The organism is Geothrix paludis (genome assembly GCF_022808815.1).
Lineage (GTDB): Bacteria > Acidobacteriota > Holophagae > Holophagales > Holophagaceae > Geothrix > Geothrix paludis.
Genome location: NZ_JAKZLC010000001.1, coordinates 231,918 through 248,701 on the forward strand (window position 1 = coordinate 231,918; position 16,784 = coordinate 248,701).

The 16,784-nt window shown below is 69.2% G+C and carries 14 protein-coding genes; 8 read left to right on the forward strand and 6 right to left on the reverse strand.

Translation table 11 applies throughout. The annotated features are described in order from the left end of the window. Positions 1–38: 38 nt before the first annotated feature. Positions 39–1,451 carry a DNA-3-methyladenine glycosylase 2 gene (locus MLE64_RS01085; RefSeq protein WP_243314873.1) on the forward strand — a complete coding sequence of 471 codons (1,413 nt, stop codon included), beginning with the start codon at positions 39–41 and terminating at the stop codon, positions 1,449–1,451. Further along, positions 1,448–2,005 carry a methylated-DNA--[protein]-cysteine S-methyltransferase gene (locus tag MLE64_RS01090; protein ID WP_243314875.1) on the forward strand — a complete coding sequence of 186 codons (558 nt, stop codon included), beginning with the start codon at positions 1,448–1,450 and terminating at the stop codon, positions 2,003–2,005. Before MLE64_RS01085 ends, MLE64_RS01090 begins: the two co-directional genes overlap by 4 nt. Here the strand turns inward: MLE64_RS01090 and speD are convergent. Both speD and MLE64_RS01100 read right to left on the reverse strand, forming a co-directional pair. Continuing rightward, a complete protein-coding gene (gene speD / locus MLE64_RS01095; RefSeq protein ID WP_243314878.1) occupies positions 1,941–2,300 on the reverse strand; it encodes an adenosylmethionine decarboxylase in 360 nt (119 codons plus the stop codon). The two genes, MLE64_RS01090 and speD, sit on opposite strands and share 65 nt — an antisense overlap. Further along, positions 2,297–3,469 carry a class I SAM-dependent RNA methyltransferase gene (locus tag MLE64_RS01100; RefSeq protein ID WP_243314880.1) on the reverse strand — a complete coding sequence of 391 codons (1,173 nt, stop codon included), beginning with the start codon at positions 3,467–3,469 and terminating at the stop codon, positions 2,297–2,299. The genes speD and MLE64_RS01100 overlap by 4 nt, the downstream gene beginning before the upstream one ends. Before the next feature lie 88 nt (positions 3,470–3,557). Here MLE64_RS01100 and MLE64_RS01105 point away from each other — a divergent pair, with 88 nt between their 5' ends. The 4 genes from MLE64_RS01105 to era are packed head-to-tail and all read left to right on the forward strand — an operon-like array spanning position 3,558 to position 7,488. Then, complete coding sequence (locus MLE64_RS01105) at positions 3,558–5,261, forward strand: HD family phosphohydrolase (protein ID WP_243314882.1); 1,704 nt, start codon at positions 3,558–3,560, stop codon at positions 5,259–5,261. 49 nt (positions 5,262–5,310) lie between these two features. Then, positions 5,311–5,781, forward strand: coding sequence for a 3-hydroxyacyl-ACP dehydratase FabZ (gene fabZ / locus MLE64_RS01110; protein WP_243288180.1), 471 nt, complete (start codon positions 5,311–5,313; stop codon positions 5,779–5,781). Continuing rightward, the gene (gene lpxA / locus MLE64_RS01115; protein ID WP_243314885.1) at positions 5,778–6,563 is read left to right on the forward strand and encodes an acyl-ACP--UDP-N-acetylglucosamine O-acyltransferase; all 786 of its coding nucleotides are present in this window, start codon (positions 5,778–5,780) and stop codon (positions 6,561–6,563) included. The genes fabZ and lpxA overlap by 4 nt, the downstream gene beginning before the upstream one ends. Then, the gene (gene era, locus MLE64_RS01120; protein WP_243314886.1) at positions 6,556–7,488 is read left to right on the forward strand and encodes a GTPase Era; all 933 of its coding nucleotides are present in this window, start codon (positions 6,556–6,558) and stop codon (positions 7,486–7,488) included. Before lpxA ends, era begins: the two co-directional genes overlap by 8 nt. A gap of 16 nt (positions 7,489–7,504) precedes the next feature. Here era and MLE64_RS01125 read toward each other — a convergent pair whose 3' ends face one another. Continuing rightward, entirely contained in the window at positions 7,505–8,173 is a 669-nt protein-coding gene (locus MLE64_RS01125; RefSeq protein ID WP_243314888.1) for a carbonic anhydrase, read from the reverse strand. A 23-nt stretch (positions 8,174–8,196) separates the two neighbouring features. Next, positions 8,197–8,928, reverse strand: a complete 732-nt coding sequence (locus MLE64_RS01130) for an ABC transporter ATP-binding protein (RefSeq protein WP_243314890.1) — start codon at positions 8,926–8,928, stop codon at positions 8,197–8,199. A 162-nt stretch (positions 8,929–9,090) separates the two neighbouring features. Here MLE64_RS01130 and MLE64_RS01135 point away from each other — a divergent pair, with 162 nt between their 5' ends. Beyond that, positions 9,091–11,721 carry an AMP-binding protein gene (locus MLE64_RS01135; RefSeq protein ID WP_243314892.1) on the forward strand — a complete coding sequence of 877 codons (2,631 nt, stop codon included), beginning with the start codon at positions 9,091–9,093 and terminating at the stop codon, positions 11,719–11,721. Here MLE64_RS01135 and MLE64_RS01140 read toward each other — a convergent pair. Together MLE64_RS01140 and MLE64_RS01145 are read right to left on the reverse strand one after the other, a co-directional pair. Beyond that, on the reverse strand, positions 11,718–12,860 hold the full coding sequence (locus MLE64_RS01140; protein WP_243314894.1) for a thiolase family protein: 1,143 nt from the start codon (positions 12,858–12,860) through the stop codon (positions 11,718–11,720). The genes MLE64_RS01135 and MLE64_RS01140 overlap by 4 nt on opposite strands. Then, a complete protein-coding gene (locus MLE64_RS01145; RefSeq protein ID WP_243314896.1) occupies positions 12,857–13,426 on the reverse strand; it encodes a SanA/YdcF family protein in 570 nt (189 codons plus the stop codon). The genes MLE64_RS01140 and MLE64_RS01145 overlap by 4 nt, the downstream gene beginning before the upstream one ends. A 187-nt stretch (positions 13,427–13,613) precedes the next feature. Between MLE64_RS01145 and MLE64_RS01150 the strand changes: the two genes are divergently transcribed. Continuing rightward, positions 13,614–16,769, forward strand: a complete 3,156-nt coding sequence (locus MLE64_RS01150; protein WP_243314897.1) for a CehA/McbA family metallohydrolase domain-containing protein — start codon at positions 13,614–13,616, stop codon at positions 16,767–16,769. Positions 16,770–16,784 lie beyond the last annotated feature (15 nt).

Below are 16,784 nucleotides of genomic sequence, written 5' to 3' on the forward strand. Positions count from 1 at the left end.
CGGAGGACTTCCCTGCGGCGGGCTCCTAGCATGGAGCCATGCGCTGGTCGGACGAACACCTCTACGAACGGATCCTGGCGAAGGATGCCTCTTTCGACGGACGGGTGCTCACGGGCGTCCTCACCACGGGGATCTACTGCCTGCCTTCCTGTCCGGCGCGGAAGCCCCTGGCCCGCAACGTGCGGTTCTTCCTGGATGAAGCCGCCGCCCAGGCGGCCGGACTGAGGCCCTGCAAACGCTGCCGACCCGACGCCTTCTACCGGGGTGAGGACGCGGACCTGGCCCGGCTGGAGGAGGCCATGGCCCGCGCCTGGGCGGACCCGGCCGCTTTCCCCGAAGCCGAGGCCCTGGCGGAGGTGGCCGGTGTGGGGCTCACGAAGCTGAAGGCCCTGTTCCGCGAGCATGCCCATACCCAGCCCGCCGCCTTCCTCCAGGGCGCCCGCATCCGCGCCGCCTGCGCCCGGTTGCGGGAGGGCGCCACGCACCTGCTGGACCTCGGGGCCGCCGTGGGCTTCGAGAGCCCCTCCGGCTTCCACGAGGCCTTCCGGCGCCAGACGGGCCTGGCACCCGGTGCCTATCGGGACCTGCTGGGCTCAGACCGCTTCACGCTGCCGCTGCCGGAGCGCACCCGGCTTGGCGATCTGCTCCGGTTCCATGGCCGGGATGCGGAGAGCGTGTCCGAGCAGGTGCAGGGCGATACCCTTCGCAAGGCCGCCCACTTCGCCGGTCGGCCCGGGGTGCTGAGCCTGGCCTTCGGTCCCGGGGAGGTGGTAGTGTCCCTGGCGGGCGCGGGCGGCCCCGGGGCCATGGCGGAAGCCCACCGGGCGGCCCTGCGGCTGCTGGCCTGGCACGGGGATGCCGCCCCGTTCGAAGAAGCGCATCCCCGGCTGGCCCGGGGGCGGGAGGGCCTGCGGGTGCCCCTCACCCTGGATCCCTTCGAGGCGCTGGTCTGGGCCATCCTGGGCCAGCAGGTGAACCTGGCCTTCGCCTACGCCCTCCGCCGCGACCTGATCCGTCTGGCGGGAACCCCCGTCGGCGGCCTCATCGCGCATCCGGACGCCGCCTCCATCTCGGCCCTGGACCCCGCAGACCTGACCGCCCGGCGCTTCTCGCGACGCAAGGCCGAATATGTCCTGAACGCCGCGACCCTGGTGGCGAAGGGCGACCTGAAGCTGGAGAACGTGCTGACCGCGACCCGGGCCGAGAAGACGCTCCTGGCCCTGCGGGGCTGCGGCCCCTGGACGGCCCAGTACGTGCTGATGCGCGGCCTGGGTTTCCGGGACTGCGTGCCCGTGGGAGACGCGGCGCTCACCCTGGCCCTCCAGCGCTGGTTCCAGCTCGAGTCGCGGCCGGGTCCCGTGGAGACCCAGCGGCTCATGGCGCCCTTCGCGCCCCATCGCAGCCTCGCCACCTTCCACCTCTGGGCCAGCCTGAAGGGGGTGCCCGCATGACGGGAATCCACCGCCTCGAGACCTCTCTCGGTCCCATCCAGGCCGCCTTCGACGCCCAGGGCGCCGTCATCTACCTGGGCTTTGCGGGCCATGAATTCCGCGAGGCCCTGCTGGCGAAAGTCGCCCGGTTGGGTCCGGTGGCGTCGCCGGACCCCCGCGCCCTAACCTGCCTCCGCGACCAGCTGGAGACCTACGCCGCCGGTCGGAGAACGGCCTTCGACCTGCCCATCCGTCTCCACGGAAGCCCCTTCGAACAGCGCGTCTGGGCCGAGCTCCAGCGCATCCCCTTCGGCGAGACCCGCAGCTACGGCCAGCTGGCGGCAACCCTGGGCGGCGCGAATCTCAGCCGGGCGGTGGGCCGCGCCAACGGCGCCAACCCCGTCTCCATCCTCGTGCCCTGCCATCGCGTCATTGGCGCCAACGGCACCCTCACGGGCTATGCCGGAGGCCTCGGAATGAAGGAGCGGCTGTTGCGGCTCGAAGGGGCGATCAGGGATGGATCGCCCGCAGGGGTCCGCGCTCCAGCGTCATCCGGGTTTCCCCGGCGGCCTTGAAGGCGGTGCGGAGGACCGCCAGGCCCCGGTCCATGTCCACGGGCCCGCAGCTGAAGAAGTCCACGGCAGCGAAGCGGTGCTCGGGCCAGGTGTGGATGGCCAGGTGGCTCTCGGCGATGATCACGGCCCCGCTGACGCCATGGGGGCTGAAGTGGTGGAAGCTGTGGGTGACGATGGTCGCGCCGGAGGCCCGGGCGGCGTCCAGCATGGCGGTGGTGATCCGCTCCAGGTCCGCGAGGATGGCGGCGTCGCAGCCCGTGTATTCCACGAGCAGATGACGGCCGAGGGCGCTCATAGCCGCTTGGCCAGCAAGGCCACGCACTCCACGTGGCTGGTGAGGGGGAAGAGGTCCAGCACGGCCAGTTGCTCGAGGTCCCATGCGGGCGCCAGGCGCTTCAGGTCCCGGCAGAAGGCGGCGCCGTCGCAGCCCACCAGCACGAGCTTTCCGGCTCCGGCGGCGCAGAGGCGCTCCGTGAGGGCCGGTTCCAGTCCCGCCCTCGGCGGATCCAGCAGGATCACGTCCTCCGGATGCCCCAGCCCCTCAGGCACCCAGGCGGCCACATCGCCCACCTGGCATTCCGACGGCAGGCCCAGGGCCGCCAGGTTGCGGCGGGCCCAGGCCACGGCCGCCTCGCCGGACTCGACCAGCACGCGTTGGTCGAAGCGCTTGCCGAGCAGCGCGGAGAATAGGCCCACGCCGCCGTAGAGATCGTAGAGGGTGCGGCCCTTCAGGTTCCAGCCTTCGAGCAGGCTGCGGAAGGCCTCGGCGGCCCAGGGCGGGCTCACCTGGAAGAAGGCGCCGGGTTCGTGCCGGAGCGTGATGCCGCCGAGGCGCTGCGCGAGGGGTTCCTCGTTGCGATGCCAGCCATCGGGTTCCAGGCGCCAGGTGCGGCCCCGCTCATCGGTGGCGAGCACTTCGCTCGCGGGCGTGCCGGTGGACAGTTCCCAGCGGCCTGGGCGGGAGGTGAGGATGTGCGCCGCCAACGCCTCCTGCAGGCGCGGGATGGCCTGGGACAGGGGTTCCGCGGCGGCGGGACAGGCGGAGACGGGCACCAGCACATGGCTGTGCCGTCGGAAGTAGCCCATGGCGGAGCCGTCCCAGTGGAGCTGGATGCGGTGGCGGCGGGCCTCCTCCGGGGCGGGGCGCCAGTCCCAACGCGCCTCTTCGCCCAGCTGGCGGCGGAGGAGGTCGGCCACCATCTGGCGCTTCAGCTCGGGCGCGTGCCGGCCGGCCTCCCATAGCTCGCAGCCGCCGCAGGTTCCGGCGACGGGGCATTCTGCGGGGGCTCGGCGGGGGTCCCGGCTGAGCCAGCGGGTGACGCGCCCTTCGCCGTGGCGGGCCTTCCAGATGACGGTGGCCTCCACCTGTTCGCCGGGGAAGAGGGCCAGCGGCGCCTCCAGCAGCAGCAGGCGGCCATCAGCTTCGTGGGCCACGCCCCGGCCGCCCCAGGCCAGGCGATCCACGGATCCCTGCCAGGTCGCGGTGGGGGCGGGGGAATTCCGATATGCTGACGGGACTTTCGTCTTCGCCTTCCTGGAGCCTGCATCCGCCTTGCGCTTCACTGTCGCCGTCCCCCCAGAGCACCGTAGCATCCTCCTGGACCGCGTGGCCGGGGAGTTGCGGGAGGCTCTGGCCTTCGTAGAGGGCGGGCGGGCCGACGTGGTGCTGGGAGTGCCCGGCGACGGCACCTTCGCCGATTGCGAGGTCTGGCCGGGACTGGAGGCCGCCGAGGCCCTGGTGCGGGCAGCCTGGGCGCGGCTGCAGGATCGCCGGGACATGGAACGGCTCCACGAGGTGGGCCGCGCCCTGGCCTCGGAACAGAACCTGGACCGGCTGCTGGATCTGATCCTCACCAAGGCGCGGGAACTGCTGAACGCCGAAGCGGGGTCCATCTACCTGCTCACCGGCGAGGAGGACCGTCCCGAGCTGCTCTTCGCCCACACGCAGAACGCCCGCGTGAGGTTCCCCTTCCACCGGGAGGCCCTGCCCATCTCGCGGGAAAACCTGGCGGGCTTCGTCGCCCTCTGCAAGGAATGCCTGAACCTGCCGGATGTTTACGACCTCCCGGTCGAGGCTCCCTACCGGTTCAACGACAGCTTCGACCGCCTGGCGGGGTACCGCACCACCTCGATGCTCGTGGTGCCCATGCTGGATACGGAAGGCGAGATCCTCGGGGTCCTGCAGCTCCTCAACCGCCTGGACGAAGACGGGCGCGCGATCGCCTTCTCTGCCTCGGACCAGCGGCTGGCCCAGAGCCTCGCCGGCCAGGCGGCGGTGGCCGTGAAGAACGCCCAGCTCCGGGAAGAGATCGAACGGCTCTTCGAAGGCTTCGTGGCGGCCTCCGTGACGGCCATCGAGGCCCGGGACCCGGTCACCAGCGGCCACTCCGGTCGTGTCGCCGAGCTCACCGTCGGCCTCGCGGAGGCCGTGAACGCGACGCCCAGCGGAGCCTACGGAGACCTATCCTTCAGCGACCGCCAGTTGCGGGAGCTGCGCTATGCCAGCCTGCTGCACGACTTCGGCAAGGTTGGAGTCCGCGAGCAGGTGCTGGTGAAGGCCAAGAAGCTCGATCCCGGCCAACTGGAGATCATCCTCCAACGCCTGCGCCAGCGGGAGCTGGAGCAGGCCCTCGAGGCCCTGGCCCAGGCCTGGAAGGGCGGGGGGGGCATCGACCTGTGGGAAGGCGCCATCCGAGATCGACGGGAGGAAGCGGAGCGGCTCATCCATCTGGTCCGCCAGAGCAATGAACCCACGGTGATGGCCCAGGAGGTGGCGGAGGGGCTGGGGCTCCTGGATGACCTCACCTTCACCCATTGGAGCGGCGAGCGCCGGCCCCTGATGGAAGCCGGTGACCTGGCCAGCCTGCGCATCCGCAAGGGCAGCCTCTCCGAGACGGAGCGTCTCGAGATCGAAAGCCACGTGACCCATACCTTCCGGTTCCTGGAGCAGATTCCCTGGACCCGGGACCTGGCCGGCATCCCCGACATCGCCTACGCCCATCACGAGCGGCTGACGGGCCGGGGCTACCCCCGGAAGCTCACGGAACCGGATATTCCCGTCCAGAGCCGGGCCATGGCCATCGCGGATGTCTACGACGCCCTCACGGCCCAGGATCGGCCCTACAAGGGCGCGGTGCCCGTGGAGCGGAGCCTGGCCATCCTGGAGGACGAGGCCCGGGCCGGAGCCTTGGACCGGGGGTTGCTGGACCTGTTCATCGAGGCCCGGATCTACGAGCGGACGGCCCGGCGATCCTGAGGCTGGAGGCCGGGGGGCGGAGCCGGTAACCTATAGGATTGGAGTGCCCATGTCGGAACGCGAACCCCGAACGATCGACCTGCAAGGAATCCTGGACCTGCTGCCCCACCGGTATCCGATCCTCCTGGTGGATCGCATCCTCGATTTCGAACCCGGACAGTGGATCCGGGGGCTCAAGAACATCAGCTTCAGCGAGCAGGTCTTCCAGGGCCACTTCCCCAGCCGGCCCGTGTTTCCGGGCGTCTACATCCTCGAGGCCATGGCCCAGACCGGCGGCTGCCTGCTCCTGCAGGACATCGAGGACCGGGCCCGCAAGGTGATCTACTTCATGGGCATCGACGGGGCGAAGTTCCGGAAGCCGGTGCTGCCCGGCGACCAGCTGGTGATGGAAGTCAAGGTGGTCCAGCTCAAGGGCCGGATCTGCAAGATGCGCGGCGAGGCCTTCGTGGATGGCCAGAAGGTCGCGGAAGCCGAATTCATGTCCATGCTGATGGACCTGGCCGAGGGAGAAGGACGATGAGCACGCAGATCCACCCGAGCAGCGTGGTGAGCCCGGAGGCCCGGCTGGGCGAGGGCGTGGTCGTGGGGCCCTTCTGCGTCATAGAGGGCAACGCTGTCATCGGCGCCCGCACCCTGCTGCGCAGCCACGTGGTCATCGGCCCCCATACCGAGATCGGCGAGGACAACGACATCTACCCCCACGCCACCCTGGGCATGGGGCCCCAGGACCTCAAGTTCAAGGGCGCGCCCACCCGTCTGAAGGTGGGGAACCGCAACGTGATCCGGGAGGGCTGCACCCTCCACCGCGGCACCGAGGGCGGCGGCGGCCTGACCACCCTGGGCGACGACAACTTCCTGATGACGGGTTCCCACGTGGCTCACGACTGCCATGTCGGGAACAAGAACATCTTCGCGAACTGCGCCACGCTGGCCGGCCACGTGGAAGTGGGGGACGGCTGCAACATCGGCGCCTTCTCCGCCGTCCACCAGTTCTGCCGCGTGGGCCACCATGCCTTCATGGGCGGCTTCACCGTGGCCACCCAGGACGTGCTGCCCTTCATGAAGACCGCTGGCGCCCGCGACACCAAGAGCTACGGCGTGAACACCATCGGCCTCCAGCGCAAGGGCTTCCCGGTGGAGGTCGTCGAGGCCCTGAAGAAGGCCCACCGCCTCCTCTTCCATGCCGGGCTGCTCCGCGAGGAGGCCATGGCCCAGACCGAGAAGGAAGTGGGGCACGTGGCCGAGGTGGCCTACCTGCTGCAGTTCATCCGGGAAGCCAAGCGGGGCGTGCATCGTGGCTGACCAGCCCGGCACGGACGCGCAGCGGCGTCACGCGACCATCGCCATCATCGGCCTGCCCAACGCCGGCAAGTCCACCCTGCTGAACGCCCTGCTGGGCCAGAAGCTCGCCGCCACCAGCCAGATTCCCCAGACCACCCGCACCCGGGTGCTGGGCGTGGTGAACCGCGGCGACGTGCAGCTGGCCTTCCTGGACACGCCGGGCATCCACCTGCCCAAGCACGCCCTCAACGAGCGCATGATGGCCCATGTGGAGCAGGCGCTGGAGGCGGCTGACCTGCTGCTCTGGGTGGTGGACGCGGACGACTACCTGGGAACTGGCGAGCATGCCCTGGCCAAGCGCCTGCGCAAGATGGGGCGGCCGACCTACCTGCTGCTGAACAAGATCGACCTGCTCTCCAAGGGGCGCCTCCTGGAGAAGGTGGCCACCTACAAGGACCTGCTCCCCTTCAAGGAGATCGTGCCCATCGGCGCCAAGATGGGGTTGAACCTGGATCCCCTGTGGACCCTGCTGGAGCGGGATGCCGCCCAGCCCGGCTGGCTGCACGACGAGGAGACCTTCACGGATCAGACCGAGCGCTCCCTGGCCGCGGAGTTCATCCGCGAGAAGGTGCTCCGCAAGACCCGCGAAGAGGTTCCCCACGGTGTGGCGGTGCTCATCGAGCAGTGGATCGAGCCCGGCCACGCGGACTATCCAGAGGATCTGGGACCCGAGGGCGTCTTCATTGCCGCGCGCATCCTGGTGGACCGCGACGGCCACCGCAAGATCCTGCTGGGCAGCCAGGGCGACATGATCAAGGACATCCGCCAGAGCGCCCAGCGCGAGTTGAGGAAGCTCCTCCAGCGCCCGGTGCGCCTGGAGCTGTTCGTGAAGGTGGACGAGGGCTGGCGGGACCGGCCCGATCGCCTGGACCGCCTGGAGATCTGATCCCCAGCGCGGCCGGCTAAATCGAGAGGTCCGTGGCCCGGTGCTCCGTGTCAAGCGGCGCCAGGCCCGCCGTGCCCGTGACCGAGGTGTACTGGCCCCGGTCCGGATCGAACGCGAACACCTCGCCGGTCTCGATCTTGTAGACCCAGGCGTGCAGGTGCAGTGCGCCATTGGCCATGGCCTTGGCCACCGCCGGATGGCTGCGGAGGTTCTCCAGCTGCACGAGCGCGTTCTCCTCGACGGTGGCATGCAACAGCTCGTGGCCCTTGAGGTGCCCGTAGCTCTCCCACATGATCCGCTCGGTCTTGCGGGCATGGGCCAGCCAGGACTTGGTGGCGGGAAGCTGCCCCAGTTGCTCGGGCTCCAGCAGGGCCTTCATGGCGCCGCAGTTGGAATGGCCGCAGACGATGATGTCCTTGACCTGGAGGACGGCGACCGCGAACTCGATGCCCGCGGCTGTGCTGCCCAGGCTCTCGTAGGGGGGCACCAGGTTCCCGACGTTGCGCAGGATGAACAGCTCGCCGGGCTGGGTCTGGGTGATCAGGTTCGGGCTGATGCGCGAGTCCGAACAGGTGATGAACAAGGTCTCCGGCGCCTGGTCCCTGCCCAGGCGTTCGAAGAGATCCCTGTGCGACTTGAAGATCTGGGTCTGGAACTGGTGGATGCCGTGGACGAGCTTCTGCATGCCTCCAGTCTACCGGAGGTAGGCTAAAGATTCAGGTGCGCCAGGTGCTCCTCGGAGCTGATGGGCGTGTTCGGCTCGTCGTGGATGACCTTTCCGTCGCGCAGCTTGATGATGCGGTGGGCATGGCGGGCGATGTCCTCCTCGTGGGTGACAAGGATGATGGTGTTGCCCTTCTGGTAGAGGTCCTCGAAGAGGGCCATGATCTCCACGCTGGTCTTGGAATCCAGGGCGCCGGTGGGCTCGTCCGCCAGCAGGATGGAGGGATCGTTCACCAGGGCCCGGGCGATGGCCACGCGCTGGCGCTGGCCGCCGGAGAGCTGGTTGGGCATGTGGTCGCTGCGGGTGCCCAGGCCGACATTCTCCAGGGCCCTGATGGCCATCTGGTGACGCTCGGCGGGTGTCTTCCCCGCGTAGATCAGGGGGAGCTCGACGTTCTGGAGGGAGGTGGTGCGGGCCAGCAGGTTGAAGGTCTGGAAGACGAAGCCGATCTCCTCGTTGCGGATCTGGGCGAGGTCGTCATCCGTCATGGCCGAGGCCAGCTTGCCGTTCAGTTCGTAGGTGCCGTTGGTGGGGGTGTCCAGGCAGCCGATGACGTTCATCATGGTCGACTTGCCGGATCCGGAAGGGCCCATGATGGCCACGTACTCGCCCCGGCGGATCTCCATGGACACGCCGTCCAGGGCCCGCACTTCCATGTCGCCCATCTGATAGACCTTGGTGATGTCGGTGAGCCGGATCAGGGGCGCGTCGGTCATGGGATCCTCGAGGGGCCTCCGAAGGCCCTGGTCCATCTTCGCAGAAGCCCCGGGTCAGGTTTAGGGCTCCTGGCAAAACCCCAGGACGCCTCGCTGGGGCCCTCCCTGGATTCCCGCTACAATCCTTGATCCGCCTACATCCTGCCGTTAGGTTCCGCCACGATGATCGATTCCCTGATCCGAGCCCTGGGTCAGCCGCTGTTGCGGCTGCGCTACCGAATCCACACCGAGGGCCTGGAGGCCGTTCCCTCGAGCGCCAAGCCGGGGATCCTCTTCCTGGCCTCCCACCCGAGCCTGGTGGATCCCTTCATCCTGGGGTCGGAACTGCACAGGCGGTTCGCGCCCACCCTGGTGATGGGCCGGGACCATGCCGCCTCCGCGCCCATGCGCTGGCTGGCCCGGGCCCTGGGCGCCAGGCCCCTTCCGGATCCCGTGGACCATGGGGACCACACCCGGGAAGCCCTGGACAGGGAACTGGCGGCGCTGGCGGGTCGCCTGGCCTCCGGTCGCAACATCCTGATGTTCCCGGGCGCCCGGTTGGCCCGGCAGAAGACCCAGGACCTCGCCGACAACAGCGCCGTTGCGGAGATCCTCCGCCAATCCCCGGGCGCCCGGGTGGTGGTGGTGCGCCTGCACGGGCTCTGGGGCAGCCGGTTCAGCGCCGCCTCGGGGCGGCGTCCTTCCGTAGGTCCTGAATTGTTGAAGGGGTTGGGCTATCTGCTGGCCAATGCCCTGTTCTTCATGCCGCGGCGGGAGGTCCGGGTGGCCTTCGAGGAACTCCATGACCTGCCCGCACAGGCCGGGCGCGAGGCCATCAACCGCGTACTGGAGTCCCGCCTGAACGAAGGCGCCACGCCGCGCATCTTCGTGCCCTACCTGGTCTGGCGGGATCATGCGCCCCGCACCCTCCCCGAGCCGCCCCGGCCCAGGGTGGAAGGCAATCCCCGCAGCGTGCCGCCCCAGGTCAGGGACACGGTGAGGCGCCACTTGCAGGCCGTGACGGGCCATCCGGACATCCAGGAGCACCATCACCTCGTGAAGGACCTGGGCCTGGATGTCCTGGGTCATCGCGAACTGGAGATCTGGCTCGAGCAGGCCTTCGGCTATCCCTGCAGTGACCCGGCCTCCCTTCAGACCGTGGGCGATCTCCTGCTGGCGGCTACCGGCGCGGCCGTCTCCCTACGCCAGGGGGAACTCAAGGCGGTACCCCATGCCTGGTTCCATTCGCGCACGGACTTGCCCATCGAGATGCCCGAAGGAGACACCATCCCCGAGGTCTTCCTCAAGCAGGCGCGGCGTGACCCGGGCCGCGTGGTTCTGGCGGACCAGCTTGGCGGCGTGAAGACCTACCGGGATGTCATCACGGCAGTGCTTGTGCTGAAGCCCATCTTCGAGCGCCTGGAAGGAACCCATGTGGGCCTGATGCTGCCCGCCTCGGGAGGCGCCAGCATCCTCTACCTGGCCCTGCTCTTCGCGGGGAAGACCCCCGTGCTGGTGAACTGGACCGCCGGGGCCCGCAGCACGGCCTATGGTCTGGACCTGGTGGGCGTGAAGCACGTGGTCACCGTGTCCACGCTGGTGAATCGGCTCCAGGCCCAGGGCGTAGACCTCTCGGCCGTGAAGGATCGCCTGCTGCTGCTGGACGAGGTCGGGAAAGGCATCACCCTGCGAACCAAGGTATCCGCCGCGCTCCGCGCGCGCCTCGGCCGGTTCTCCCTCGATCCGGCGAAAGCCCCTTCCACGGCGGCCCTGCTCTTCACCAGCGGCAGCGAAAGCCACCCCAAGGCCGTTCCCCTGAGCCACGGGAACATCCTGGCCAACATCCGGGACATCACCCAGGCCATCCATTTCCACGAGGATGAGCGGGTGCTGGGATGCCTGCCGCCCTTCCACGCCTTCGGCCTCACCACCACCACCATCCTGCCTCTGCTGCTGGGCCTGCGGGTGGTCTACCATCCCAATCCCACCGAGGGACGGATGCTGGCCCGCCTCATTGAGGCCTATCACGCCACCTTGCTGGTGGGGACGCCCACCTTCCTGGGCGGCATCCTCCGCACGGCCGAGGACCGCCACCTGGAATCCCTGCGGATCGTGGTGTCCGGCGCCGAGAAATGCCCGGATCAGGTGTACGCCACCCTGGCCCGGCGCTGGCCCAAGACCACCGTGCTGGAGGGCTACGGCATCACCGAGTGCTCGCCGGTGGTGTCCGTGAACCGGGAGGAGGATCCCCGGAACGGGACCATCGGGAAGCCGCTGGTGTCCGTGGAATGGGCCATCGTGGACCTGGAGGCGGGGCGCCGGGTGGAGCCGGGCCAGGCCGGCATGCTCCTGGTGCGTGGCCCGAGCATTTTTTCCGGCTACCTCAACCCCGATGTGGAATCGCCCTTCGAGTCCTTCGAAGGCCGGGACTGGTATCGCACGGGGGACCTGGTGCGCCAGGAGCGGGGTGTGCTGGTGTTCGCGGGGCGCCTCAAGCGGTTCGTGAAGCTGGGCGGTGAGATGGTCTCCCTGCCGGCCATCGAGGAGGCCTTGGCCAAACGTTTCCATGGGGAGGACGAGATCGAGCCGCTGCTGGCGGTGGAAGCCACCCCGGAGGATCTCAACCCCGACCTGATCCTCTTCTCCGTGGCGGGCATCGGCCGGGATGACGCCAACGCAGCCATCCGTGCCGCGGGACTTTCCTCGCTGCACAACATCCGCGTGGTCCGGCAGATCGACCAGATCCCGACCCTGGGCACGGGGAAGACGGATTACCGGGCCCTGAAGGCCATGCTGGAAGAGGCCGGGGCCTAAGTCGGAACCTCCAGGAGCAGGGCCAACCCCAGCCCCCCGCCGATGCCGAGGGTGGCCACCCCCAGGCCTCCGCCCCGCTGGCGGAGCTGATGGACGAGGGTCACCACGATGCGCGCTCCGGAAGCACCGATGGGGTGGCCCAGGGCCGCGCCACCACCGGCGACGTTGAGGCGGTCCTCCGGCAGACCCAGCTGCCGCTGACAGACCAGGAGCTGGGCCGAAAAGGCCTCGTTCAGCTCCCACAGGTCGATGTCCGCCACGGTCAGTCCATGGGCCGCCAGCAGACGCCGCACGGCGGGAACAGGCGCCTCGCCCATGTCCAGCGGGTCCACGCCCGCCTCGCTCCACCCCAGGATCCGGGCCAGGGGAACGGCGCCGCCGGCCTGCTCACCTCGGCCGATGAGGAGCCCCGCCGCGCCATCCGACAGGGCCGACGCGTTCCCCGCCGTGACCTGGCCATGGGGATCGAACACCGGGGCCAGGCGGCCCAGATCCTCCACCGCGACCTCCTGACGCACGCATTCGTCGTGATCCAGCGCCGGATGGGGCAGGAGCTCCGCCCGGAAGTCCGCCCGGGAGGCCCGCCGATGGCTTTCGGCCGCCCAGGTGTCCGCCTCGATCCGGGTGATGCCGCGCTTGGCGGCCAGCCGCTCGATGGTCTCCCCCATGAGAAACCCGGTCACCGGGCAGCGCAGGCCGTCGTGGTGCATGACATCCGGCAGCTGGCGGTGGCCCATGCGGAACCCCCAGCGCAGGCCCGGGACCAGATGGGGCGTATCCGACATGGCTTCGCTGCCGCCGATGAGCACCGGGGCCTCCGCGCCGTCCTTCAGGCGCTGGGCGGCGAGGATGAGGGCCTGGAGGCTGGAGCCGCAGGCCATGTTCACGGTGAACGCCGGGGTGTCGAAGGGCAGGCCGGCCTGCAGGGCCAGAGTGCGGGCCGGGTTCATACCCTGGGTGTGGCTCCGCGCCATGCCCCAGATCAGGCTGCCGGGTCTGGGCAGGTCCGGCCGGGCCAGAAGGCCTTCCACGGCGGCGCGTCCGAGGGCCACGGCGCCCAGGCCCGCCAGGCTGCCGCCGTAGCGGCCCTGAGGGAGCCTCCCTGCGGAGAAGATCAGCAGGTCGTGGGCTTCATTCATGAGGCCGGATCCCAATCATCCGGGGTCGGCTCCCGGGGGCCCAGCCGCGCATCCGGCGGGAACCAGACATCCCAGAGGGCCAGGTGCCTGGCGACGTACTCGCGGACCCAGTAGCGGATCCGATTCACGGGTGGACGGCTCTCGGTGGAGGCGGGGACGCCCCATGCCTGCAGGCCGAGGTGATCGGCCAGGTAGAGGGCCCGGGGCAGGTGGAAATCCGAGGTGACGATGACCACCCTCTGCTGGCCGAAGACGGTCTGCGCGCGCTTGAGGCTGTCCCAGGTGCGGAAGCCCGCATAGTCGCTGATGATGCGGGTGGGGGAGACGCCCTGCTTGACCAGCCAGCGCCGCATGGCCTGGGGTTCGTTGTAGGAGGGATGGCGGTTGTCGCCGGACACCAGGAACCAGCGGACCTTCCCGCTCTGGTAGAGGCTCAGGGCCGTGCGGAGGCGGCCCTGGAGGAGCTCGGTCGGCTCGCCGTCGCCGTAGACGCCTGCGCCCAGCACGAGCACCGGGCCGCCCACCGGTGGAAGCTCCTCAGCCCGGTAGATTTGCTGGTGGTGCATGGCCGGGAACCTTCCCAGAGTCCAGAGCAAGTCTCCCAGGAGGAGAAGCGCCAGGGCCAGAAGCAGGGTCCGCCGGTGCGGCCTGAAGCGATGAAGAAAGGCGGAGATCGGCATCGTGAGTTAGCATAGACCTTCCGTACGCCCCAGCCCCATGGACCTCCCGCCTGAACGAGACGCCTTGATGAACATGAGCCTTGATCCCGCAGTCCGTTCCACTCGTCTGTTCCCGCGCCGCCTCCCGTTGGCCCTGGCTCCGCTGGCCCTGATCCTGGCCGGGGGCGTCACGGGCTGCTTCCGGGCAACAGGCGTGGGCCGGCCCACGGTGGCGGTGGAGGAGATCCCCGCTTCCGGAGGCGATCGCCTGCACGGCCTGAAGGCGACCTCGGGACCCGGGGACTTCTACCTTGGCAACGATGCGGTCCAGATCGCCGTGGACGGCGCGGCTTTCGGGAACCGGGAAGGCCAGTTCGGCGCGCCCTCCGGCGGCGCCATCCTTGACGTGGGCAACGTCGCCCTCGACCAGAACTACAAGCGGGTGTCCCTGCCCACGGACATGGTCGAACGTCTGGGGCCCGTGGTGAACCAGGACCCGGACCTGCCGCTGGTCTTCGATCGCTACTCGCCCGGGACGGGCGTGAACGAGGTGTACCTGGACATGCAGGGTTACCTCCTGGATCCCAAGGGGAAGCTCGGAGTGGCCACGGATGCCCAGGGGAGGGTGCCGGGGGTTAGCGTCACCCACCGGATCACCCTGAACAAGGCCAACACCTACTTCACCCTGGAGACCACGATCACCAATGGGGGGACGTCGGCCCTCCCCATCCGGAACCTCGGGGACTTTCTTTCGCAGCATGGCGGTGGGTTCCGGTTTGTGGTCCCCGCCGTAACGACATTCGACGGGACCCCGATCAGCAGCTGGGGCGTGGAAATTCCGGGATCGGACTTCACGGCGCCTCTGACCACGAGCGTGGCGACTCCCATGGTGGCGCTCATGGGCGCGGAATCGTCCGGGGACACGCTGGACGCCCACTCCACCCTGGGCATTCTGCCGCTGGACGTGGATCAGGTGCTGGTGGCCTCGGATCCGCAGCCCGCGCTCACCGAGCTGCGCCCCCGCTTTCCGGGCCGGCTGGTCGTGGGGAGCCCCGCGGCGGCCAACCTGCCGGCAGGGCAACCCATGACCTACCGGCGCCGGCTGTACGTCCTGGGCGGGGAGTACGGGAATGCCAGCATCTCAAGCACCCAGCCGGCCCAGGCGACCGCGGTCTTCAATGAGATGGTCCAGGCCCGGTTGGGATTCCACAGCGGCGAATATGGGATCCTCACGTTCGACACGTTCGGCACGGCCGCCCGCACGGGTCCGCTCCAGACCGAATTCCGGTTCGATCGCTACACCGGCCCGAGCGCGGATCCGTCCACCGACGCGGATCCTTCGCATTGGGTCACCGAGCGTGTGGAGTGGCGCGAACCCAGCGACATCCCCTCCTCCAGCGGAGCCATCGGCGTGTTCCTCCCGGCCATCGCGGATGCCCGTGGCACGGGCCTCAGCCAGCCGTACCGGCTGACCGCGCGCAACGCTTTCCAGAGCAACACGCTCTATCTCGGCACCAATACGTCCAACGCCGACCGGCCCTACCTGCCCACCCCGATCACGCCGTCCAAAAGCCAGATCTGGACCTTGGCGGAGAACCTGAGTCCCGAGCGGGCCGACGTCACGGACGCGTCAGGGAACGTGGTCCGAAGCAAGCAGACACGGCACTCCTTCCTGGTCCGGCAGGCGGGAACCCTGGAAGTGGACGGCTTGAACCCCCTCCGCATCACTCTGGCAGGCCAGGGGGGGGCTCCCGATCCCTCCATGAGGCGGTCCCGCCGTCTGGCCGGATATTACGACCGGGTCTACAAGGCCAAGGTGATCTCGAGCACGAGCGTGGCGGACTACCAGTACACCGCCGGGAATCAGGTTTTCGGAACGTCCTTCCGGTATTCCGGCGGCGGGGCCTCGGTCTTCCTGGCTCCGGGAGACTACCTGGCCTACGGCACCCGCGGCCCGCTGTCCCATCTGGACGCGCTGCCCGTGAAGTCCTATGACGGCCAGACTGATTTGAGCCACACCTTTGTGACCCTGCCCCCGGCCCTGCCGGCCGGCTGGAAGGCCTTCGATGTCCCGAGCCCCACCCAGGCGACCACCGGCGGCCTGAACCCCGGCGAGATGCTCAGCTCCGCCCTCGCGGAGGGGGTGGATGCGGTGGCCCGCACGGAAGAGGATCATCTGACGGATCCAACGGCCCTCAGGACTGAGTTCCGGACGGAGATCGAGAACGCGGCGGTCACGGACGCCCAACGCGTCCCCATCGGCATCGATCCGCTGGTGGTTGGCGCCCGTAGCTCCACGCTGGCGGATGGATTCGTGACGGCCCTGTTCACGCCCGTCCCCAACGGAGATCGCAACGGCGGAGCCAGGCCCTCCAAGGGGTGGACCCTGGCGGACTTCATCACCCAGGCGGAGGGGCGCTACAACATCGTCCACCGGCCCCGGGGGCCGCAGGGATTGTTCACCGTCCGCGGGTTCGATCCCGCCGTTCCCCTCGGATCGGGAGCGAATGCCTGGTGGACCCAGACCGGCCCTGTCTCCCTCGGCGCGCACCACGGGGATTTCGATGCCCTGGAGCTGATCCGGGCCGAAGGGTGCGATCCCGCGGATCCCACCGCCTGGTTCGCCGAGTTCAAGGCGGTCCGGAGCGACTGGTTCTCCCTGCTCAGCCAGCAGACTCCGACGGCCTTCACCAAGGCGCTGGGGCTCTCCGCCTCGAAGTTCAGCTATGACACGCCCGTGGGTCTGGCCCGCACCTACCTGAAGCTCGGTTCCGGAACCTTGACCCAGGACACCCTCGATCCTCTGCTGGCCGCCCTCCGCAGCGGCGCGGCCGTGGCCTCCACCGGGCCCCTGCTCGACGTGGCGGTCAACGGCGTGGGCCCTGGAGGGCTGGTGACCGGACCCGCCACCACCGTATCCATCACCATCTCGCTCTACGCGGCGGACTGGGTGCCAGTTGATGAGGTGCGCGTGGTCGTGAATGGTGTGGCCCAGGTGGTGCCCATGAGCAGCTTCACCGCCTCCTCCACGGACTTCCGCCTCCGCACGGCGACCCTGGATGGCGTGGCCATGCCCACGGGCAAGGACGCCTGGGTGGTGGTCGAAGCGGGTGTGCCTCTGGCTACGACCGGGGCCTATCAGGCCGGAACGCCCTGGAACAAGATCATGAAGGGCATCTATCCCATCGCCGTCACCAACCCGATCTTTGTGGATGTGGACGGCGGGGGGTACACTCCTCCGGGACTCTAGTCGGCAGGGGTGATG

Coding starts and splice junctions, on each gene's coding strand:
- MLE64_RS01150 (WP_243314897.1), top strand. CDS start 13,614: ATGAGCCTTGATCCCGCAGTCCGTTCCACTCGTCTGTTCCCGCGCCGC.
- MLE64_RS01145 (WP_243314896.1), bottom strand. CDS start 13,426: ATGCACCACCAGCAAATCTACCGGGCTGAGGAGCTTCCACCGGTGGGC.
- MLE64_RS01090 (WP_243314875.1), top strand. CDS start 1,448: ATGACGGGAATCCACCGCCTCGAGACCTCTCTCGGTCCCATCCAGGCC.
- MLE64_RS01085 (WP_243314873.1), top strand. CDS start 39: ATGCGCTGGTCGGACGAACACCTCTACGAACGGATCCTGGCGAAGGAT.
- MLE64_RS01140 (WP_243314894.1), bottom strand. CDS start 12,860: ATGAATGAAGCCCACGACCTGCTGATCTTCTCCGCAGGGAGGCTCCCT.
- speD (WP_243314878.1), bottom strand. CDS start 2,300: ATGAGCGCCCTCGGCCGTCATCTGCTCGTGGAATACACGGGCTGCGAC.
- MLE64_RS01135 (WP_243314892.1), top strand. CDS start 9,091: ATGATCGATTCCCTGATCCGAGCCCTGGGTCAGCCGCTGTTGCGGCTG.
- lpxA (WP_243314885.1), top strand. CDS start 5,778: ATGAGCACGCAGATCCACCCGAGCAGCGTGGTGAGCCCGGAGGCCCGG.
- MLE64_RS01125 (WP_243314888.1), bottom strand. CDS start 8,173: ATGCAGAAGCTCGTCCACGGCATCCACCAGTTCCAGACCCAGATCTTC.
- fabZ (WP_243288180.1), top strand. CDS start 5,311: ATGTCGGAACGCGAACCCCGAACGATCGACCTGCAAGGAATCCTGGAC.
- MLE64_RS01130 (WP_243314890.1), bottom strand. CDS start 8,928: ATGACCGACGCGCCCCTGATCCGGCTCACCGACATCACCAAGGTCTAT.